The organism is Pseudomonas sp. E102, from assembly GCF_052660185.1.
The window spans coordinates 2,231,983-2,255,928 of the sequence record NZ_CP084025.1; the positions used below are offsets into that span (position 1 = coordinate 2,231,983).

The following is a 23,946-nucleotide window of genomic DNA, read 5'->3' on the forward strand; positions in this document are numbered from 1 at the left end:
CCCCAATTACAGGTTCGGATACCGTCAGCATGAACGACAAGGTCAAAGCTGTTTCGCGCAATATCGAAGCTATTTACCCGCTGGCTCCCATGCAGCAAGGACTGCTGTTTCACAGCCTGATGCACCCTGGCAAGGGCATGTATCTGCTCCAATATCGCCATGTCATGGTCATGCCGGACCTGGACCTCGCGGCCTTCCGCCAGGCCTGGGCGCAGGTGGTGGAGCGCCATGAACTGCTGCGCACATCGTTCGTCTGGAAGCAGCAGAAACGCCCGATGCAGGTGGTGCACAAGCAGGTCGAATTACCGATCACCTATGAAGATTGGTCGCATCTGAGCGAAGGCGAGCAGCAGGACCGCCTCGAGCAATTGCTCAGCGCGGAGCGTGCCGAAGGCCTGGACTTCACCAAGGCGCCACTGATGCGGGTCAGGCTGTACAAACTGGCGCCCGACACCTACCAGTTCGTGCGCAGCTACCACCACATCCTCATGGATGCCTGGTGCTTCTCGATCATCATGATGGACTTCCTCAACGGCTACCGCGCCGCCCGGGAAGGGCGCCGACTGAGCCTGCCGACACCGCGCCCGTATCGCGACTTCATCCGGTGGCTGGAAACCCAGAAACCGGAAGATCACCAAGCCTTCTGGCAACAGCGACTGGCGGGCTTCGATACGCCCAACGAGTTTGGCTTTGGTCATGTCGGTCGCATCCAAGGTGCTGCCGAACCGGTCGAAGACTGTGTCGAACTCCTGGAGCCCGGGCAGACCCAGGCGTTGCAGAACGTCGCGGCGCAGCACGGCCTGACCCTCAACACCCTGGTGCAAGGCGCCTGGGCGCTATTGCTCGGGCGCTACAGTGGTGATCGCGACTTGGTAATGGGCATCACCGTCGCTGGCCGCCCGGTGCACCTGCAAGGCATGGAAAGCATCGTCGGCCTGTTCATCAATAGCTTGCCGCTGCGCTGGAGCTGTGGTCCGGAGGATAAGCTCGGCCCGTGGCTGAAAGCCTTGCAGACCGAAAACCTGAGCCTGCGCGAACACGAAAGTGTTTCCCTGGCCGACATCCAGCGCTGGAGCGACGTTCAGCGACAGGACTTGTTCCAGAGCCTGTTCGTGTTCGAGAACGCGCCCATTGCCGCCGACTTGCGCCAGGGCCAGTTGGATTACCTGATCAGCGACATGGCCAACCGCACCCACACCAACTACCCGGTCACTGTGGTAATCGTGCCGGGCGAGCGCCTGCACCTGCAGTTGACCTATCAAACCGACTGGTTCCTGCGCGAAGAAATCGAGCAGATGCTGCGGCATTTCCGCACCTTGCTGTTGAACATGGGCGATGCCCTCGGCGCAGACGCCGGCACGCCCTTGCATCATTTGGCGATGCTGGATGAAAGCGAAGTCACTCACCAGCACGAGGTTTGGGCCGGCGGTGGCCTGGCGGCGGACGAGCAACTGCTGCAACCCTTATACATTGAGCGATTCCAGCAACAGGTGCGCCAGACGCCAGAGCGTGTCGCCGTTGTCCATGGCGAGCAAAGCCTGACGTTCGATCAGCTGAACCGCGCCGCTAACCGACTGGCTCGGCACTTGCGCGCCCAGGGTGTGGGCAGCGACGACCTGATCGCGGTGTTCGACGAGCGGGGCCTGGATCTGGTGGTGATGATTGTCGCCACGCTGAAGGCCGGTGCCGGTTGGCTGCCGCTCGATCCGCGCAACCCGGCGCAGCGCCTGGCCCAAGTGCTGCGCCAGAGCCGCACGCCGTTGCTGATCCATAGCGCAGGGCAGGGCGAGCTGGCGATGCAGGCCCTCGACCTGCTCATGCACCGACCCAAGGCCGTTCGCTACGACCCTTCGGTGCTGGGCAGCTATAGCGACGATAACCTCGACATCACGGTGCACGGCACATCATTGGCATACTGCATCTTCACTTCTGGCTCCACTGGCACGCCGAAGGGCGCGATGGTGGCGCAGGCGGGCATGCTCAATAACATTCTCGGTAAATTGCCGGGGCTGGGGCTCGATGCGAACGATGTGATTGCCCAGACCGCGCCGCAGTGCTTTGACATCTCAGTCTGGCAGACCCTCGCCGGCCTGGTGCTCGGAGCCCGCACCGTGATCCTCGGCGACTGCGTGGTGCAGGACCCCGAGGCATTGGCCTCGGCCATCGGGCGGCACGGCATCAGCATCCTCGAAGCGGTGCCGTCCTTGATGCAAAGCCTGCTGGACGCTGGATTGGAAACGTCCCCCCTGCGCTGGGTGCTTGCCACGGGCGAGGCCTTGCCGCCGGCCTTGGCGCGTCGCTGGTTCGAGCGCTACCCGGCGATCCCGCTGATGAATGCCTACGGGCCGGCTGAGTGCTCCGATGACGTGGCCTTTCATCCGCTGCTCGAGCGCCTGCCGGAACAGCGCATCAACGTACCGATCGGCCGCGCCACGCTGAACAATCGCTTGTACCTGCTCAACGCCGATCTGCAGCCGATACCGGTCGGCGCGGTCGGGGAGATCTTCGTTGCCGGTGTCGGCGTCGGGCGCGGTTACATGGCCGACCCTGCGCGTACGGCGGCGGTGTTCCTGCCGGACCCGATCGCCAACGACGGTTCACGCCTGTACCGCACCGGTGACCTGGCGCGCTTCCTGCCCAACGGCGACCTGGAATACGTCGGACGCACCGACCATCAAGTCAAGATTCGCGGCCACCGCATCGAGCTGGACGAGATCGAGGCATGCCTGACCCATTACCCCGGCGTGCGCGAAGCCGTGGTCGTGGCCCGTGACGACCAGCAACGCGCCAAGGTACTGGTGGCTTACGTCGTGGCCAATGACGCCTGCAGCATCGAGATGTTGCGCGAGCATGTACTGGGCAATCTCCCGGCCTACATGATCCCGAGCGCATTCGTATTCCTGGAGCGTTTCCCGCTCAACGGCAACGGCAAGATCGACCGCAAGTCGTTGCCCTCCCCGGATTTTGCCGCGCAAAGCCAGGCCCGCTATGTGGCGCCGAGCAGCGAGTTGCAAGGCCAGTTGGTGCAAGCCTGGCAAAGCGTGCTCGGCCTGGACCAGGTGGGTGTCGAGGACAACTTCTTCGAGCTGGGCGGCCATTCGCTGCTGGCGACCCAGTTGATCGGCCTGATCGGTAAGCTCAGCGGCAAGGATTTGCCGTTGCGCGTGGTCTTCGAGCGTCCGACCATTACCGCCATGGCGGATTGGCTGGAGAACCAGGCTGGCGCGGTAAAGCCGTCGCCGACCTTGCTGCCGCGCCCGGAAACGCTGCCGCTCTCGTTTGCCCAGCAACGGTTGTGGTTCCTGCAACAACTCGACCCCGACAGCCCGGCGTACAACCTGGCCGGCGCCGTGCGCCTGACTGGCGAGCTGTACGTCGCTGACCTGCACGCGGCGTTGCAAGCGGTCCTCGACCAGCACGAGGTGCTGCGCACCGGGTTCATCGGCGCGGCCCAAGGGCCGAGCCAGGTTGTCCTGGCGCACAGCGAAATTGAGTTGCCGGTCATCGATGTGGCGAGCGAAGACGCGCTGCACGAACGGCTACGCCTGGACGCCATGACACCGTTCGCCCTCGACGCGGCGCCGCTGTTGCGCGCCAGGCTGTATCGCCTGGCGCCGGAGGCGTTTGTCCTGTCGTTGAATTGCCACCACATCGTTGCCGATGGCTGGTCCTTGCAATTGATCATCGACGGCCTCTGCGAGCAGTACCGCAATCGTCGCAAGGGCGTCGCGACCCCACGGCCCGCCCCGGCAATGCAATACGCCGACTACGCCGTGTGGCAACGCCAGTGGATGGGCAGCAAGGCGTGCGAGCAAGAGCTGGCCTACTGGCGCGAGCAACTGGCCGGCGAGCTGCCGGTGCTCGACCTGGCGGCCGATTTCCCTCGTCCCGCCCAGGCGAGCCAGGCCGGTGGACGTGTCGAGCGTCGCTTGCCCGACGACCTGGCGGCGCGGCTCAGGACCTTCAGCGCTCGCCATGGCTGGAGCAACTTCATCCCGATGCTGACCGCTTTCCAACTGTTGTTGCGCAGTCGCAGCGGAGAAAACGACATCCTGGTCGGTGTACCGGCGGCCAACCGGCACCATGCGGCGTTGCAGCCGCTGGTGGGTTGCTTCGTCAACACATTGGTGTACCGCAAGAAAATCTCCGGCGAGCGCAGCCCGCTGCAACTGATGAGCGAATTGCAGGCATTGTCGGTTTCGGTCCAGTCCCACCAGGACTTGCCGTTCGATTACTTGATCGAACAGTTGGGAGTGGTCCGGCAGGTGAGCTACAACCCGCTGTTCCAGGTCATGTTCAACTACTTCCCGGGCAACGCTCTGGAGCGTTTCGAACTCACTGACGTCATCGCCGAGCCGCTGGACAACCGCCCGGAGAGCGCCTTGTGCGATCTGCACCTGGACGTGCGCGACAGCGAACACGGGATTAACCTGAGTTTGCAATACAGCAGCGACCTGTTCCGCGAGCAGACGGTGCGAGGCATGGCCGAGCAGTACCTGGCCTTGCTCGATGCGGTGATCCAACAGGCCGGGCGGCCGCTGGGTGAGTTGACATGGCAGCCCGCTGAACGGGCCCTGGCGCGGATCGATGGCCGCGCCCTGGCCGGTCAGCAAGACATCCTTGACGCCTTCGCGCTTCAGGTTGCGCGCCAGCCCGAGGCGATTGCCGTCGTGGCAGGCAATCAACAAATGACGTACGCCGAATTGGACCAAGCCGCCGAGGCACTCGCAACGAGGTTGCAGGTCCAGGGTGTCGGTGTCGAAGACCGCGTAGCGTTGAGCCTGTCGCGCGACGCTCGCCTGCCCATGGCCATGCTGGCGGTCCTCAAGGCCGGGGCGGCGTATGTGCCGTTGGCCGAGGACACGCCGCCGGAACGCGGCCGCTACATTCTCCAGGCGGCGCAGCCCACGTTGTGCCTGGGCACCGCCGCGAGCCTCGGCGTGTTGGCGCAGTGGAACCCCGGCCTGCCGCTGCTGGACATCGACGCCAGTGGGGCGACCGGTACGCGCAAGCCTGTGGACTGCAACCCCGGTCAACTCGCCTACGTGCTGTACACCTCGGGTTCCACCGGCCAGCCCAAAGGGGTGGCGATCAGCCGTGGCAACCTGATGAACCTGATGCTGGCCGTCGAGCAGGTCCTGCCAATTACGGCCCGGGACCGGGTCCTGGCCTTGACCACCGCGACCTTTGACATTGCCATTGTCGAGTTGCTCCTGCCCTTGGCCCATGGCGCCAGCATCCTGCTGGCCGATCGAGAGCAGGCGCGGGACCCGCAAGCGATCGATCAGTTGCTGATAGGCGGACGACCCACCGTCATGCAGGCCACGCCGGCCACCTGGCGAATGCTCGTGGCGCATACCTCCCGCAGCTGGCGGGGCGTGCGTGCCATCTCCGGTGGCGAAGCCTTGCCGTGCGCGTTGGCCGAAGCCATCGAGGGCAGGGGGGCCAAGGTCATCAACGGCTACGGGCCGACTGAAGCGACCGTCTACAGCACCTTCGAAGTGCGCGGTGGCGAAGAAAGCGCGGTTGAGGTGCCGATCGGGCAACCGGTGGCGAACACCGCCGCATACGTGCTCGACGCTGACTTGCAACCGGTGGCTGCCGGCGTGCCAGGTGAGCTGTACCTCGCGGGGGCCAACTTGGGTCGCGGCTATTTCGCTGCCGCGCGCCTGACCGCCGCCGCGTTCCTGCCGGACCCTTTCGTGGCTGGCGCGCGCATGTACCGCACCGGCGACCGGGTTCGACGCAATGGCAACGGCAGCCTGGATTACCTCGGGCGCCTGGATTTCCAGGTCAAGCTGCGGGGTTTCCGTATCGAACTGGGGGAAATCGAAGCGCTGTTGTCCCGCGTCCCCGGGGTCCGCGAGGCGGCCGTGGTGCTGCTGGGCAGCGGTGACGCGGCGCGGCTGGTAGGCTACTACGCTGGCGATGCGCTGGACGAAACGACGCTGCGCGCCAGCCTCGGCGCCCAATTGCCGGACTACATGTTGCCCGGCCAGTTCGTTCGCCTCGACACCTTGCCGTTGAGCCCCAGCGGCAAAGTCGACCGCAAGGCCTTGCCGGCGCCGCAACAGCGTGACGGCCAGCAGGGCGCGCTGTCGAGCGACTGGGAACGAACCCTGGCCGGCCTCTGGGAAGAGCTGCTGGAATGCACCGACATTGGCGCCGACGACAACTTCTTTGCCCTCGGCGGACACTCGCTGTTGGCGGCGCGGCTGGTGGCGCGAATCGCCGAACAGCATGGCCGCCGCCTGCCATTGCGCAGCGTGTTCGAACAACCGGTGCTACGGGACTTGGCCGCCATTTTGGCCCAGGCGAGCACCGAGGCTGATCGCATCTTGCGCCCGTTCGCAGAACCCTTGGCGCCGTTGCATTTCACTCAGCAACGCTTGTGGTTCCTTGACCGTTTACAGGGCGATACCCAGGCCTACCACCTGTCCTTGGCGCTGCGCCTGGATGGCATCCTACAACCCGATTTGCTGGAGCAGGCGCTGGCGCAACTGGAGGCTCGCCAACACAGTCTGCGGACGGTGTTCAGCGACACCGCCGACGGCGCACGCCAGCATATCGAAGACCTTGTGGCGGTGCCGCTGAGCTTCGAACCGCTGGAAGTCGATGAGCATTCGAGCGGCTTCGCCCAGAGGCTCAGCCAGGAGGCGCAGCATTCATTCGATCTCACAGCGCCGCCGCTGTGGCGGGTGCGTGTGTACCAGGGCCAGGATCGCAGCGTGCTGCAGGTGACCTTGCATCACATCATCGCTGACGCGCGTTCGCTGGAGATTCTCTTCAATGAACTGCAAGTGATCTACCAGGCTTTGCTGGAAAGGCGTGACGCTTGTCTGCCAGCGTTGCCGTTGCAGTTTTCCGACATCGCGGCCAGTTGGCAGAGCCCGGCGGGGCAGGCGCAGATCGAGTCGCAACTTGACTATTGGCGCCGTACCCTGGCGGGCGAGCCGCCGGTGCTGAACCTGCCGACCGACATGCCTCGGCCCGCCGAGCAGGGCTACAAGGGCCAGCGTCTGCGCTTCAACCTGTCGGCTAGGCTGGTCAAGCACCTGCGCGAGACGGCGCAGCGCCATGGCCTGACCGCTTTTGCACCGTTGCTGGCCGCCTGGAAAACCTTGCTGGCCAGGCACTCGGGCCAACGTGAAATCTGGATTGGCTTGCCGGTCGCCCATCGCCATCAGGCTCATACCGACAACCTGATCGGCTATTTCGCCACCACCCAGGTCCTGCGCAGCCATCTCGATCCGCAACAATCGGTCGAACAGTTCTGGCAGCAGTTGCAAACCACGCACCTGGCGGCGCAACAGCACGCCGACGTGCCTTTCGAGCGCCTGGTGGAAGCCCTGCAAGTACGCCGCGATCTCAGCCACACGCCGCTGTTCCAGGCGTTGTTCAACCTGATCCAACGCGATGCCAACGCAACGACCGAGCAACACTTCGCCGGCTTGCCCGTACAGCGACTCAACGTTGAAAGCGACAGTGCCCTGGTGGACATCGGCCTGCACATCGAGCAGCAGGGCGAGGAGTGGCAATGCGTGCTGGAATACAACACCGACCTGTTCCTGGCGCACACCGCGCAACGTTATGCCGATGAGTTCCGCTACCTGCTTGAAGGCATGTTGGAACAACCCGAAGCGCGCCTCTGGGACATCGACCTGGCCAATGCCGACCACGCCTTGGCCCAGCGTCCTTGGAACCGTCCGGCGCAATCCTCGACGCCAGTGGTGGACGTCATCGCCCGTTTCGAACAGCAGGTCGTCCTGACACCTGAAGCGCTGGCGGTGGATGGCCAGGACCAGCAACTGACCTATGCGCAACTCAACGCCATCAGCAATCGCCTGGCCCAGTGGCTGCGCGCGCAAGGTGTCGGCACGGATGACCTGGTTGCGGTCTGTCTGACTCGCGGTCCATGGCTGCTGCCAACCCTGTTGGCGGTCCACAAGGCCGGTGCGGCGTACCTGCCACTGGATCCGCAGCAGCCGGGCGAGCGCCTGGGCTTAATCATCCGGCATGCGCGTGCGGCCATGGTGCTTACTGAAAGCCTTTGCGCCGGGGCCTTGGGCGGCGTCAACCACTTCCTGCTCGACGGGTTGGCGCTGGACAATTGCAGCGACGCCAACCTTGCATTGCCGATCGATCCACAGCAGCGCGCCTACGTGATCTATACCTCGGGCTCCACCGGCACACCGAAAGGCGTGCAGGTCAGCCGCGGTAACCTGAGCAATCTGCTGGCAGGCCTCGATCGCTTGCTGCCGCTTGGCGCCGAGGATGTTTGGCTCGCCAGCACCACGTACGCCTTCGATATGTGCAAGCCGGAGCTGTTCCTGCCGCTGGTCAACGGCGCGGCCATCCTGCTGGCGCGCCGCGAGCAGGTGGTCGACGGGCATCAACTGTTCGCGCTGCTGCGCCGGGCGACGGTATTCCAGGCTACCCCCGCTGGATGGCAGATCCTGCTGGAAACCGGCCAGGCCGATTGGCCGCCGCTGCGTGGCCTGATCGGTGGCGAGGCGGTGCCCGGTGAGCTGGTGAACGAACTGCGCAGTCGTGGCGTGGCGCTGATCAACGCCTATGGCCCGACGGAAACCACCGTCTGGTCGACCACCCAGGCGTTGCAGGAGGTGCCGTCCGGCGTCGCCGACATCGGCGCGCCGTTGCTCAACACGCTCTGCTACGTGCTCGACGACATGCTCCGCCCGGTGCCGCTCGGCGCGACGGGTGAGCTGTATATCGCCGGCTCCGGCGTCACGCGAGGGTATCAGCATGCGCCGGCCACCACGGCGGCGGCGTATTTGCCAGATCCCTATGCAGGCGAACCCGGTAGCCGCATGTACCGCACCGGCGACTTGGTACGCCGCCGCAACGACGGGCGGCTGGCCTATGTAGGTCGCGGCGATTTTCAGGTCAAGGTGCGCGGTTTCCGTATCGAGCCCGGTGAAATCGAATCGCTGCTGCGCCGTTACCCAGGCGTGGAAGAAGCGGTGGTGATGATCGATCCGTGCAGCCAGAGCCTGTTTGCCTGGCTGCAGACACCGAGCCCGGTCGATCAGGCGGCGTTGCGTCGGTATCTGGAAGGCGTGCTCCCGGGCTACATGATCCCGGCTGGCTTCATCGAGCAGCCACGTCTGGCCCTCAACGCCAATGGAAAGATCGACCGCAAGGCCTTGCCGGCACCACAGCCTGTGGCGATCCAGGGAGTGGCGCCGCGCAGCGAGCTGGAGCGGCAGTTGGCGGTCATCTGGCAGGACCTGCTGGCGTTGCCGCAGGTTGGCGTGTTCAGCAGCTTCTTCGAGCTGGGCGGACATTCGTTGTTGGCCATGCGTTTGATGACTCAGGTCGAGAGCCGTTTTGGCGTCAAGCTCGAACTGCGCAGCCTGTTCCAGAACCCCACAATCGCCGCGCTCGCCGAGCAGATTGAAAAACCCCAGGGGCCTTCGACCGACGAAGCCCTGGACGAAATGCAGCGCCTGTTGGCCGAGATGGAAATGTAAGGATGAGTACGATGACGCAACAAGCTTTCCTGGAGATTGCGCAGCGGCTGGCATCCTTGCCCGCGGAGAAGAAAAAGGTCTTTCGCCAACGCCTGTCCGAGAAGGGCATCGACAGCTGGCGCCTGCCGATCGTCCCCGCTCTGCTCGGCGAAGGCGAACACAGGCCGCTGGCGCAGGCGCAGCGGCGCTTCCTGTCGGCTGAAGCCCTGAGCAGCCGGGCCCTTTATAACCTGTGCTCGGTGCTGCGCTTCGATGGGCGCCTGGATGGCGCGCGTTTGCAACAGGCGATGCAGCAGGTGGTCGACCGCCACCAGATCCTGCGCACGCGCTACAGCCCTGACACCAGCGGACAGCTGCAGCCCCATTGCGAGCCACAACAGGTGCACTTGCCGGGCGTCGAACGGTTGACCATCGCCGCATCCGAGCACGAGCAATGGTGTGCCGATGAATATGCCCGCCAACTCGCCGAGCCCTTCGACCTGGCGCAGTCGATGCCTTGGCGCTGGAAGGCATTCAGCGATGCCCAGGAGCATTGCACCTGGCTTTTTTTCACCATTCACCACGTCGCCTATGACGCCTGGTCGGCCCAACAACTGACCCTGGAACTGGCCGAGGCTTACCGGGCACTCGCTTCGAACGAGCCTGCCGCGTTAGCTGAACTGAGTATCCAGTACGCCGATTACGCCGCATGGGAACGTGAGTGGCTGGACAGCGATAGCTGCCGGCAGCATATCGATTTCTGGCGCGACCAACTGGCCGATGCACCGGCGCCGATGGCGTTGCCACTGGACCGTCCGCGCCCCACGCCCACACAACGTCGCCACAGTGGCGCGGTCCTGACCCGGGAGCTCCCGCCGCAACTGACCACGGCAGTCGAAACCGCGATCCGCAATCATGGCGTGACGTTGTATATTTATGGCCTGACGGCATTCACCTGCCTGCTGTCGCGCTATAGCGGCGAGACTGATCTGTGCCTGGGCACCTCGATTGCCCAACGTGACCGTCCGGAACTGGCATCGTTGATCGGGCCGTTACTCAATACCCTGGTGATTCGCCAGCGCCTTCAAGGCAATCCGGACTTCAGCAGCGCGTTGCAGCGCACCCGCGACACCGTTGCGGCGGCGTTCGACCATCAGCAGTTGCCCTTCGAAAACGTCCTCGAAAACCTTGAACGTCCACGTTCGAGCCCGTTGTTCCAGGTCATGTTCGTCCAGGTCGATCTGCCCGAAAGCCGCACCCTGGCCTTGCCCGGCGTGGCGGTGGAGGTACTCGACCCGCCGCAACGCCACGCGCGTTTCGACTTGACGTTGCGCATGGTCCGTACCGCCGACGCGCGGCTGCGTTGCGAACTGGAATACAGCGACGAATTGTTCGACACGGCCACGGTCGAGCAAATGCTCGACGACTTGCTGGCGATCTTCCACGAGGTCTCGGCTCATCCGCAGCGGCGGTTGTCGGACCTGCAACTGGTTTCCACGCCGAGTGAAGTGCGCGGCCCGGTCCTGGGCGCGATCACGTTGCCGTTGGACCAGCAGGTGCTGCATTGGGCCACGCACACGCCGAATGCCGTGGCGTTGTGCAGTGTGGGGCAGAGCATCGATTACGCCACGCTCGGCGCGGCCAGTCGCTCGATGGCCGCACGGCTGGCCGCGCAGGGCGTTGGGCCGGGTCAGGTGGTCGCGCTGTGCATGCCGCGCTGTGCCGAACAAGTGCTGGCGACCCTGGCGTGCTGGCAGCGTGGCGCCACCTGTCTGTTTCTCGACCCGGCGCAACCAGCCCGGCGACTCGCACAACTGTTGCACGACAGCGGCGCGAGCCTGTGGCTGACATTGGCGCAAGCACCCGAGACCGGCGTGGGCATCCCATGCCTGGTGCTGAGCGCCGACGATTGGTCTCTCAACGCGAACATCCACCAGTACGAAAGCCTCAGCCAGCCTCAGTTGCCTGCCTACCTGATCTACACGTCGGGCTCGACCGGCCAGCCGAAAGGCGTTCAGGTCACGCATGCCAACCTCGCCCATTACGCCAATGCCGTCGGTCAATGCTTGCAAGCCAAATCGGGTAGCCGCTGGGCGACCTTGGCAACGGTCGCCGCCGACCTCGGCTTGACCTCTGTTTTCGCCGCGCTCAACGCAGGCGACACGCTGGTATTGCCACCGGCGTCGTTGGCCTTCGACCCGCCCGGCTGGGCCGATTTTCTCGACCAACATCCGGCGGATTGCCTGAAGATCGCCCCTTCGCACCTGCGCGGTTTGCTGGCGTTGGACGACGCCCGTCGCGTGTTGCCCAAGGAGCTGTTGATTCTTGGTGGCGAGGGGTTCGACCAGGCGTTATTCGCCAAGGTGCGTGAACTGGCGCCGCAACTCCGTATCTTCAATCACTATGGCCCGTCGGAAACGACTGTCGGCGTGGTCTGCGGTGAAATTCTGGACTCCGAGGCGTTCGTAGCGGGTCAGTATCTGCCGCTGGGCCAGCCGCTGTCCGGCTGTGAGTTGCGCATCGTCGATGGTCAAAATCGGTGCGTACCGCTGGGTGTCGCCGGTGAGCTGCTGATTGGTGGTCCCCAGGTTGCCCAAGGCTATCTCGGCCAGCCTGAGTTGACAGCACGTGCGTTCGGCGTCACGGCCCAGGGCCAACGCTTTTATCGCAGCGGCGACCGGGTTCGCCTGGATCGCGACGGGCGCCTGGTGTTTCTCGGACGTCAGGACGATCAAGCTAAGATCCGCGGGTTCCGCGTCGAACCGGGCGAAGTCAGCGCCTGGCTCAACGCCCAGCCTCAGGTTCGCGAAGGCGCCGTGCTGGCTTGTGAAGTAAAAGGGCGGACGCAACTGGTGGCGTATGTCAGCCCCTCGATGACCACCCAAGCGCTGGCGGCGCTGCAAGCCGAGGCCAAGCGGCAACTTCCGGAACACATGGTGCCGGCCCATTGGTTGGCGCTGGACGCTTTGCCGCTGACTGCCAATGGCAAGCTGGACCGACGTGCATTGCCTGAGCCGACGATCGATGAGCCGGCCGCCGAAGCCACCGAGCAGCCCAGCGGAGCGACCGAACAACGATTGGCGCAACTGTGGTGCCAGATCCTCGGCTGCGCGCCAGTTGGCCGCGCGGACCATTTTTTCGCTCTGGGCGGGGATTCGATTCTCAGCCTGCAATTGATCGGCCTGGCATCCCGGGAAGGGCTCAAGCTGGAACCGCGGGACGTGTTGCAGCATCCGACCCTGGCGGCCATGGCCCTGTGCATCGACTGCCGCGCCGAGCCGGCATTGCTTGCGGTTCTGACGGCTTTTCGCGAGTTGCTTGGACAACCTGGCCTGGGGCCGGACGCCGATTTCTTTGCCATGGGCGGCGACTCGATCCTCAGCTTGCAGTTGATCGCGCGCTTGCGTCAGGCCGACTTGCGCCTGATGCCCCGGCAATTGCTGGAAAACCCGACCCCTCGGCAACTGGCCAAGGTGCTCGCACCGATCGTCGCACCGGTCGCTGATGCCGTGGCGCCGTGCGAGGACGCGGCGCAACCGCAGGCTCTGTCCCATGCCCAGCAACGGGTGTGGTTCATGCAGCAATTCGACCCGGCTGAAACCGCCTACAACGTTACCCAACTGTTGGCCTTGCGCGGCGAGCTGGATGTGCCCCGCCTGCAACGCGCCTGTCAGGCGCTGGTGACCCGGCATGACGCACTGCGCTGCCGTTTTTTCGAAGAGCACGGGCAAGTCTGGCAGCGGCTGGACGATACGACTGCGCCGATCTTCAACGTCCATGACATCGGCGCCCTGAGTGACTCGGAACAGGACGCGGCCATTGCCAGTGCCGCCAGGCGGGTGTTCGATCTCACGCGAGGTCCGCTGCTGGCCATCGATGTGTTTTGTGTGGCGCCCGGCGACTATCGCCTGCTGTTCAACGTGCACCACATTGCCGTGGACGGTTGGTCGATGGGCGTGCTGGTCCAGGATCTGGCAGCGCTTTATCAAGATCAGACCCTACCGGCGGCAAGCGCTTTGCTGCCGTTGATCAAGGCGCATCGAGAGCGCTTGGATGGCGCGTATGGCAAGGATTCGTTGGCCTATTGGCAACAACGCCTGGAAGGCCTGGGCAACGAGCCGCTGGAGCTGCCTGAGCAATCCACGCGGCCGGCGGTGCAGGCGTTCGGTGGAGCGCGAGACGAATATGTGCTGCCCGGTTCGCTGAACACTGCGGTCGAGGCGCGGGCGAGGGCGCTAGGCGTCACGCCGTTCGTGCTGTATTTCGCGGCCTATCAGTTGCTGCTCTGGCGCCACGGCGGGCGCAGTGATTTCGCTATCGGCTTGCCGGTGGCGGGGCGTGAGTCAGTCCAGAGCCAGGCGTTAGTCGGGTTGTTCGTCAACACCCTGGCCCACCGTGTCCAGATCGACGGCCGCCAGAGCCTGCAAGCATTCGTCCAGGCCCTGAACAGCACGCTGAATGAGGACCTGGCCCATCAATCGCTGCCGTTCGAGCAGTTATTGGAAGTGCTGGATGTAGAGCGCAGCCTGGATCGCACGCCGCTGTTCCAGACGATGTTCAACTATCAGGTCGACCATCAGGATTCCCGCAGCCTGAACCTGCCCGGCATCAGTGCCCAGGCTTTGGCGCTGCCGGGTGGCGTGGTGAGCGCCAAATTCGACCTGACGTTCAACCTGTTCACCCAGGGTCGCGGTGCCGAGGCCAGCACCGGTTTGATCGTCGAATACGCGACCGCATTGTTGCGGCCCGACATCACTCGCAGGTTGGTAGAGGATTACCAGGCATTGCTCGCCAGCCTGTCGGGCCAGGATCTTGATGCGCGCCTGCTGGAAATCCCGCTGCGTTCGGTTGCGACTTTGGCGACTGCCGGGAAGTCGTTGCCCTTGCACGGCGAAGCGGATTGGGTGACGCGTTTCGAAGTGCAAGCCGCTGTGCATCCCGAGTGCATCGCCGTCTACTGCGCCGACCGCCAATTGAGCTATGCCGCGCTGGAGGCCCAGGCTAACCGCTTGGCTCATTGGTTGCTGGCCCAGGGCGTCGGGCCTGAATCGTTGGTTGCCTTCTGCCTGCCTCGGGATGAACGCCTGTTGGTGTGCATGTTGGGCATCCAGAAGGCCGGTGCCGCCTATTTGCCACTCGACCGCGCCCATCCACCGGCCCGCCAGGCGCAAGTGCTCAACCGGGCGCAGCCGCATATGCTGCTTTGCGATTCGACGACAGGGGATTGGCCTGCCGACCTACGTGTTTGCCTGTGGGCAGATCTGCCATTGGCGCAATTTCCCGCCCAGGCGCCTGGATTGGCGACGCACCTCGGGCAACTGGCCTACACCCTCTACACCTCGGGGTCGACCGGGCAACCCAAGGGCGTGCAGATCAGCCGCGGCAACTTTGCCAATTTCCTGCTCGCCATGGAGCAGGCGCTGCCCTTGGATAACGTGCAGCGTTACCTGGCCTTGACCACTGTCACTTTCGACATCTGTGGCCTGGAGCTCTGCCTGCCGCTGGTGCGTGGCGGCTCGGTGGTCCTGGCGGACGAGGACGAGCGCCAGGATCCGCTGCTGCTTGCACGCTTGATTGACGAACGGTCCGTTGACCTGATCCAGGCCACGCCCGCTACCTGGGCGATGTTGTTGCAAGGCGACCGCCGGGTGTTGGAAGGGCGAGTGGCCCTGGCCGGCGGCGAGGCGGTGCCGAAGGAGCTGGCCAGCGAGCTGAAGCAGCACGTGGCGCGCTTGATCAATGTCTACGGCCCGACCGAGACCACGGTGTGGTCGACCCAGACGCCGGTCGACACACTTCAATTGCCCGTCGCCCCGATAGGCCGGCCGTTGCTCAACACCCGTTGCCATGTTCTCGATGAATACCTGTGTGAAGTGCCGCCAGGCTGCGTCGGTGAACTCTATATCGCCGGTGACGGACTGGCCCGGGGTTATGCCGGGCAGCCGGGGCTGACCGCAGAGCGCTTCATTGCCGACCCGTTCGGTAACGGTGGTCGCTTGTACCGCACCGGCGATCTGGCGCGCTGGCAGCCCGACGGCCAGCTGTACTACCTCGGACGCACCGACGACCAGATCAAGTTGCGTGGCTATCGCATCGAACTGGGGGAAATCGAAGCCGTCCTGCTCAGCCATCCTCAAGTGCTGCAAACGGTGGTGGCCGTGCAAGGCGAGCAGTTGGCCGGATTCTGGGTGGCGAATCCTGACGATGCACCTGGTGAGGCAGCTGTTCGAGACTATTTGCAGGCGCGCTTGCCGGTCTACATGGTGCCGACGCACCTGCAGGCGCTTGAGCAACTGCCGCTCAACAGCAATGGCAAGGTCGATCGCAGACAACTGCCGCGCTTGCAATCGGTTGTCGGCAGCGCGCCACCAACCGGGCGCCCGCTGTCGGCCGGCGAGGGGATGCTGGCGCAGATCTGGGCCTCGGTGCTGAACGTGCGGGACGTCCCACCCGACGGACATTTCTTCCAATTGGGCGGGCACTCCCTGATGGCGGCCCAGGTACGCGGGCGCCTGCGGGAACAGGGCTTCGAGGTGCCATTGCGCTGGCTGTTCGAAACACCGGTGCTGGCGCGACTGGCCGAGCGAATCGAGGGCCTCGCCGCTGAGCAGGATCTGGCGTCGGTGACGATTCCGGTGGTTGACCAAGGCATCGATCAACCCTTGTCCTCGGCGCAGCAACGGGTCTGGTTGATGCAACAACTGGATGAGGTCGACAGCAGCTTCAACATGAGTAGCAACGTGCGCTTGCGTGGGGAACTGGATAACCAGGCCCTGGAGCGTTCGTTGCAACGGTTGGTGAATCGACATGCCATCCTGCGCACCACCTATCACCAGTGCGGCGGCGAGTTGCGCCAGCGAATCCACCCGCAATTGGCGGTGGCTTTGCAACGCCTGCCGTCGAGCGAATCGAAGTGGTCAATCAATGCCCGGGACATGGCGCTGCGACCGTTCGACCTCGGCAGCGAAGCGCCGCTTCGGGTGGTCCTGTATCGCCTCGGCGAACAGGAGCATGTACTGCAAATGGTCATGCACCACATTGCCTCCGACGGTTGGTCCGGCGCGGTGTTGGTCGATGAGCTGATTGAAGGTTACGAGGCCTACAGCACCGGCGTGCTGCCAACCCAGGAAGCGCTGCCGATCCAATACGTCGACTACGCCGTTTGGCAAGGTTCGGCGGCGGTCCAGTTGCGTCAAAGGGAAGGCTTGGAGTTCTGGCGAAGGACCCTGGCGGGGATTCCCGCGCAGGTGCCATTGCCATTCGATTTCCCGCGTCCGGAGCGAGATAGCGGTGCCGGGGCGGCGGTGGATTTCCAATTGTCGCCCGCCACGGTGGGCCGGTTGAAAACCTTTGCCCAGGACAGCGGCACGTCGCCTTTCATGGTGCTGCTGACGTGTTATGCAGCCGTGCTGCAACGTGAGACACAAGGCCGCGACCTGGTGATTGGCACGGACGTGGCGAACCGCGACCATCCGGCCACCGAATCGCTGATCGGCTTCTTCGTCAACCTGCTGGCCTTGCGCATCCGCGTGCAACCGGAACTGAGCTTCCATGAGCAGGCCATGCAAGTCCGCGAGTTATGCCTGCAAGCGTTCGCCTGGCAGGACACGCCGTTCGAACGCGTGGTCGAATGCCTGGAATTGCCGCGGGTGGCCAATGTGCATCCACTGTTGCAGACACTCTTCGTGCTCGACAACACGCCGCGTCAGCAGCGCCAACTGGGCGATCTGCAGGTCGAGCCATTGACGGGCGAGCAGCACCACTCCAAGTTCGACATGGCGCTGTTCGCCAGCGAAGACCGCGACGCGCTCAGCCTGCGCTGGGTGTACCGCACCAGCCTGTTCCGTCCGGCCACCATCGAACGCTTGCGCGATGCCTTCGAGTTGCTGCTGGAGCGCGCGCTCGCCGCGCCGCAAACCCCTATCGATACCTTGATGCCGACTGTGAAGGGAGCTGCTGCAATGTCCACGGACAACCCGCTGCAACGCAAAATGAGCAAATTGGGCAAGATGCGCCAGGGCGGATCGGCGGCTACCCGTGAGCCCATCGAGGCCCGGCCGCTACGAGCGGACTCGGCATTCCCGTTGCTGGTTTCGTTGCGTGACCGCGAACTGGCCCCGGCCATCTGGGCGCAAGCCAACCGCGACAAGGTCGAGCACTGGTTACGCGAGCATGGCGGCATCCTGTTCCGTGGCTTCGACCTGCCGACCCCGGCGGATTTCGAGGCGTTCTGCCAGGCGCTGTGCCCGCAGCTGTACGGGCAATACGGTGACCTGCCGAAAGAGGAAGGCGGCAAGAACATCTACAAGTCCACGCCATACCCCAAGGACCGGATGATCCTGTTCCATAACGAAAGCGCGCATCAGCACCGCTGGCCACGTCGGCAGTGGTTCTACTGCGAGACGCCCGCGACGTCCGGGGGCGCGACGCCAATCGTTGACAGTCGCCAGGTCTACCGCGAATTGCCGACGTGGTTGCAGGCGAACCTACGAAGCAAACAACTAATGTACGTGCGCAATTTCAGCACCAGCCTGGACGTTAGTTGGCAGCACTTCTTCCAGACCGAGGACCGAGCCGACGTCGAGCGGATCTGTCGTGAGAGCAACATCGAGTTCCAGTGGCGCGGCGCCAATGACCTGCACACCCGGCAGGTGTGCCCGGCGGTGATCCTGCACCCGTTGACGGGCGAAGAAAGCTTCTTCAACCAGATCCAGCTGTACCACCCGGCATTGCTCGATGAGGATGTTCGCGAGCAATTCCTGCGCGACGGCGAATCGGCAATGCCCAGGCAAGTGTTTTATGGGGACGGCTCGGAGCTCGAACCAGCGGCTATCGATGCCATCAATGCCGCCTACGACCGTTGTGCCGTGCGCTTCGACTGGCAACAGGGCGACGTGGTGATGCTCGATAACATGCTAGCGGCCCATGCTCGGGATCCGTTCGAGGGCGAGCGCAAAATCGTCGTCGCCATGGGGGAAATCTATGCCCGCCACCAAGTCATGGCCGCGCCGGCGCAGACCGAAGAGACACTTGAAGAGTTGACCCCATGATGGACCTTGGACTCACGCTTTCACCCCAGCAGAAACAACTGGCCCAGGCCAACCCACACGCCTGGCGCTGGGTGCGCATGGTGCTGACAGGCGTTCCCGAAGGCATCGTCGAGCAACGCTTGCGCGACAGCCTGGCGCAGCATCAAGCGCTGCGCTTGCGCTATGAGCGGCCACTGGGCGCCACCGGGCTGCGCCAAAGGGTGATCGAACCTCAGGCATTGCGCCTTGACTGGCGCCAGGGGCGCGCAACCGACGGTCACGATGAGCAGGATTGGCTGGAAGAGGCGCGGCGTCGCTGCCAGGCCGAACAGCCCGACGTGCTGGCTTGGCTGCTCGATGATCAATTGTTGCTGGCGGTCCCGGCCTACTCGCTGGACGCGCGCAGCCTGGTCCAGTTGCGCGAGCATTTGCTGGGCCGCGCCGCGCCGCTGGATGACGAGCCCATGCAGTACGTGGACTACCTCGAGTGGATCAACGGCCTGCAACTGGATGAAGACGCTGAGCAGGGCGCACAGTTCTGGCGCAACCTGGCCTTGCAGGACATCCCGGGCATGCGCCTGGTCGAACGTTATGGCATCGCCAGTGGCCGTCATGCCGTCGTCCGTCAGGAGTTGGCGCAAAGCGAGGTGACGGGGCTGACCGCCCTGGCCGAGCAGGAAGGTATCGCTGAGGAGCAGTTGGTCTTGGCGGCCTGGGGATCATTGCTCGGCAGGCTCAATGGCCAACGGCAGGGCCAACTGGGTTTGCAGCATGACCCTCGAGATAACTACGAGGAACTGACCGGCGCGTTTGGTGTGTTCGAACAGACGTTGCCGATGGTGATGCAAATGTCCGAGCACAGCACCCTGGTCAACCTGGCCCGGCAAATGGCCCGGCAACTGGAGAGTGCCGTCGACTGGCAGGAATACGTCGGCCAGGCGCAGTTGTTGCCAGAGTGGCGAGCCAGTTTCCAGGCAGGATTGCAGGTTCTGCAAGTGCCGCAACCGGACGCGTTGCAGTGGCTCTCGTTTGACACGCCGATCGAGCTGCAACTTCAGTTGACCCTCCACACCCAGGGCAATGGCGAGCTGGCGTTGGCGTATGATTGCGGGGTGTATCGCGAGGAGCAGATGCAGGCGCTGCTCAAGCGTGTCAAGCATTGGCTCGGCCAACTGATGCAGTCGCCCAATGAGCTTATCGATGGCATGGATGCGTGTCTGCCCGAGGAGTCGCTGGTGTCCTCGCCGCGTCCTGACCTCGGAGCGGACCTTGACATCATCGTTGCCCTGCGCCGGCACGCCCAGGCACACCCGGATCGCCCGGCGCTGCGGTATGCCGACCAATTTCTCTCATACGCTGAACTCGATGCCTTGAGTGACCGCGTCGCCGGCAGCCTGGATCAGGCGGGCGTGGGCCGCGGCGACGTGGTGGGGCTGTATCTGCCACGCGGCGCGCAGATGCTGGTTGCGATGCTCGCTTGTTTCAAGGTCGGTGCCGCGTATCTGCCTTTGGATCCCCAACAGCCGCCGCTGCGGCTGGCTGCGGTACTGGATGACGCCCAACCTGCGTTACTCCTGCACTTGGAGGGCCTCTTGCCTGACACGTCGGCCCGGACGCTGTGCTGGTCCCAGGCAAGCAACGGGCTTGTGTCAGCTACATCGCACTCCGGCACCGCGCAAGACCTGGCCTACGTGCTCTACACCTCGGGCACCAGCGGCAAGCCAAAAGGGGTGCAGATCGAACAAGGGCAATTGCGCCATTACGTCACCCAAGTAACCCGTGCACTGCAACTGCCCGAGGGCGGGCATTATGGGTTGGTGTCGTCGCTGCTCGCGGACCTGGGCAATACCGTGTTGTTCCCGGCGTGGCTGCAGGGCGGTTGTGTGCATGTGCTGGCGCAGTCGACGGTGACCGACGCCCAGGCCTTTGCCGAGGAGCTAAGGCGTTATCCCCTCGACGTGCTGAAAATCGTCCCATCGCACCTCGAAGCCTTGATGGGCGAGCAAGCCGTCGGCGTACTGCCTCGCCAGGTGCTGGTATTGGGCGGGGAACCGATTGGCGAGGCGTTGCTGACACGCTTGGCCCAGGCCGAGCCGGCCTGCCGACTGTATAACCACTATGGCCCGACCGAAACCACCGTCGGGGTGTTGTGGCGAGCCATTGATCTTGCGCAGGGCGTGACTGGTTGTGCGTTGAATCAAGTGTTGGGTGCCAACCGTATTCATCTGCTTGACGAGCAGCAACGGCCAGTGCCGCCCGGCCAGGCTGGCGAGTTGTACATCAGTGGCGCCAGTGTCGGCAGGGGATACGTCGGCAATGTCGGTGGCGAGGCCTTCGGTGTAGATCCTGCCAGCGGCAATCGCCTGTACCGCACCGGTGACTTGGTCTTACGCCAGGCCGATGGGGCCCTGCGCATTCTGGGGCGCAATGACCAGCAGGTGAAAATTCGTGGGTTTCGCCTTGAGCTGGCGGAGGTCGAGCAGGCGATGCTCGCCCAGCCGGGCGTCTTGCAAGCCGCTGTGCTGCTGGATGGCGAAGGCGATCTCGGGCGGTTGCTGGCATTTGTAGTCACGGACGATGTTCAGTTCCAGGGGACGGATCCGTTGCGCGCCAGCTTGGCTCGTCAATTGCCGGATTACATGCTGCCCAGCGGAATCTTTGCGTTGAAGGCCATGCCTCTGAACAGCAACGGCAAGCTCGATCGTAAGCACCTGCTCGAACGGGCCCGGCAGCGATTGCAGAATACGCGGGTGAAGCCGGAGGGGGAGCTGGAGACGGTGGTCCTTGCGATCTGGTGTGACGTGCTGGGGGTCGATGACCTCGGCGTAACGGACAATTTCTTCAACGTTGGCGGGCATTCGCTGGCGGCGATCAAAGTGGTGTCGCTGATCCGTGAACGGTTGGGCCTCAACCTGCCGACCAATCTGTTGTTCGAGCGGCATACGGTGCGTGATCTGGTGCAGGACCTGGACGATATCGGCAGCGGCCCCTTTAAGATCTTGAGCGACGCCGATCCGCACGCACCGGCCTTGCTGGCGGTGCATGGTGCGCAAGGGCACCTGCAGGCTTACCAGCCGCTAGTGGAAAACCTGCGCGGCGAAGTGGCCGTCTTTGGCCTGGCCGCCCTTGAAAATGACTGGGCCCACGGCGATATGGATGCGCTGTTGCAGCAATACGTGGCGAGTATCCCGGTCCAGCTCAAACAGCGACCGATGGTGTTGTTGGGCTGGAGCCTGGCCGCGCGCCTGGCCTTGTTGCTGGTGCCGCATCTGCAAGCCAGCGGCTTCAGCGTCGAAGGCCTGGTGTTGCTCGATCACGATGCTCAGCGCAGCCTGGCCGGCGAGGGCGACGAAGCGGGCCAGTTGATTGCCGATTTCGCGTTTTATTGCCGCAGCCACGGCCAGCCGATCGGCGAGTCGCTACGGGAACGGTTGACGGGCCTGTTGGCCGGCCTCGACTATGCCGAGGGTGTCGCCCGGCTGCTCGACGATGAACAGGTGCGCGGGCACCTGCAATGGAAAGCGGCGGATGGTGAACTGCTGGCGCTGATGGCGCGATATCGCGCGATCAAGACCCGTTTGTACGAGCAGGCCTTGCCAACCGTTGACGTGCCAGTCTGGTTGTGGCGCGGCAATGCCCACGGCGACTTGCGCGCACAATGGCAAGTCCACGCGCGCCAACCGGTTAGCCAGTGGACGCTGGACGTGGGGCATCATGAGATGCTCGGCGAGCCGCGACTGGTCGAAAACCTGCTGCCTTTACTGTTGCAAACCTCTGCCAAGGTGGTGTCGGTCCCATGATGTTATTGAGAGAACTGCTGCACAACGCGCGATGGCGCATTTTCCTAGCGGTGCTGAGCAGTGCCCTGAGCGCGGCCACCAGTATCGGCCTGATCGGCTACATCAACCGCTGCCTGGAACAAGGTCTCAATGACCTCGGCCAGGGCTTGCTGCTGTTCGGTGGCCTGCTGGTGCTGTTGTTCATCAGCGGGGTCACCGCGCAATGGCTGCTGGTGCAGATCGGCCATCGGCTGGTGTACCAGCTGCGCTTGCGGCTGGTGGGCAAGGTGCTGGGCACCGCGCTGGAACGCATCGAACGGTTGGGCAGCCCACGCATCTACAACGCCCTGACCAAGGACGTGACCACCGTCGCCACGGCCTTCAAGCAATTGCCGATTTCCTTGTACAACGGCTTGCTGCTGTTGGCGGGGCTGGCCTATATGGCGTGGTTGAGCCTGCCGTTCTTCGGCCTGACGCTGGCAGTGATCGCCGCTGGCGTCGGCCTCGACGTGCTGCTCGGGCGCAAGGTCAAGACCTTGATGCAGGCGGTCCGGCAGCAGGACGACCAACTCACCGAGCAGTTCGAAGCCGCCATCCAGGGGCGTTGCGAACTGGGCCTGAGCCGGGAGCGTCGGCATTTGCTCTATCAACGCAAGCTCGAACCCATCGCCCGGGCGTCGCTGGACGCATCGGTACGCGCTGACACCTTATGGGCCGTCAACCTGAACTGGACGACGTTGCTGGTGTTCGTGCTGATCGGCACGCTGTTTTTCCTCGGCCAGGGGCTGGGATTGCTGAGCCAGCAGGTGGTGGTGGGCTACGTCTTGGCGATCATGTTCCTGCGCACGCCGATCTCGATGATCCTCGACGCTATTCCCGCTGTCATTCGTGGTCATGTCGCTTTACAGGCCATTGATGCCCTGGCACTGGGCGAGACGGTAGAGTTCAAGGCGTCCGCGCAAGCAGCGCAGCCGTTTCGTGATCTGCGTCTGTCGAACGTGCATTACCGGTATGCCGGCAAGAACGAGGAATTTGCCTTTGAATTGGGACCGATCGACCTGACGATCCGGCGCGGCGAGTTGATCTTCATTGTGGGGGGCAACGGCAGTGGCAAGTCGACCCTGGCCAAGCTGCTGACCGGGCTCTATGTGCCCGCTTGCGGGGAAGTTTCACTCAACGGCGTGGTGCTCGATGCCAGCACCAGCGAATGGCATCGCGAGCACTTCGCCGCGATCTTTGCCGACTTCTATCTGTTCGCCGATGTGTTGGGCGAGGCGGGCGACCATGAAGGGCTGGAGGCTCGGGTGGACCATTATCTGGAGCGCCTGGGGCTGGCCCACAAGGTTGAATTCGCCGCTGGACGCCTGTCCACCACCGCGTTGTCCCAGGGCCAGCGCAAGCGCCTGGCCTTACTGTTGCTGATGATGGAAGGCCGTGAAGTGTTCCTGCTGGACGAGTGGGCGGCCGACCAGGACCCGGTGTTCCGCCATGTGTTCTACAACGAATTGCTGCCCGAGCTCAAAGCGGCCGGCAAGACGGTCATCGCGATCACTCATGACGACCGTTATTTCGACGTGGCGGACCGGGTCTATCGTCTCGACTACGGCCACCTCGTCGATTACGACCGGGCGACGGAGAATCCCTTTCAATTGGCAAAATGATCGG

Annotated in this window: 4 protein-coding genes; all 4 read left to right on the forward strand. The window is 63.9% G+C overall.

Going from position 1 to position 23,946, the window contains the following annotated elements:
- The first annotated feature begins 29 nt into the window (after positions 1-29).
- Genes DOCECA_RS10075 through DOCECA_RS10090 form a run of 4 tightly spaced genes read left to right on the forward strand, consistent with a single transcriptional unit; the run spans position 30 to position 23,942 of the window.
- A complete protein-coding gene (locus tag DOCECA_RS10075) occupies positions 30-9,494 on the forward strand; it encodes an amino acid adenylation domain-containing protein (RefSeq protein WP_445571902.1) in 9,465 nt (3,154 codons plus the stop codon).
- Positions 9,495-9,505: 11 nt separating this feature from the next.
- Positions 9,506-18,523, forward strand: a complete 9,018-nt coding sequence (locus DOCECA_RS10080; RefSeq protein WP_445571903.1) for an amino acid adenylation domain-containing protein — start codon at positions 9,506-9,508, stop codon at positions 18,521-18,523.
- Positions 18,520-22,302, forward strand: coding sequence for a non-ribosomal peptide synthetase (locus tag DOCECA_RS10085; protein WP_445571904.1), 3,783 nt, complete (start codon positions 18,520-18,522; stop codon positions 22,300-22,302). Before DOCECA_RS10080 ends, DOCECA_RS10085 begins: the two co-directional genes overlap by 4 nt.
- A complete protein-coding gene (locus DOCECA_RS10090; protein WP_420763723.1) occupies positions 22,299-23,942 on the forward strand; it encodes a cyclic peptide export ABC transporter in 1,644 nt (547 codons plus the stop codon). Before DOCECA_RS10085 ends, DOCECA_RS10090 begins: the two co-directional genes overlap by 4 nt.
- The last annotated feature ends 4 nt before the right edge of the window (positions 23,943-23,946 follow it).

Excerpts from the sequence above, each read along its gene's own strand:
- DOCECA_RS10075 (WP_445571902.1), top strand. The coding sequence starts at position 30 with ATGAACGACAAGGTCAAAGCTGTTTCGCGCAATATCGAAGCTATTTAC.
- DOCECA_RS10080 (WP_445571903.1), top strand. The coding sequence starts at position 9,506 with ATGACGCAACAAGCTTTCCTGGAGATTGCGCAGCGGCTGGCATCCTTG.
- DOCECA_RS10085 (WP_445571904.1), top strand. The coding sequence starts at position 18,520 with ATGATGGACCTTGGACTCACGCTTTCACCCCAGCAGAAACAACTGGCC.
- DOCECA_RS10090 (WP_420763723.1), top strand. The coding sequence starts at position 22,299 with ATGATGTTATTGAGAGAACTGCTGCACAACGCGCGATGGCGCATTTTC.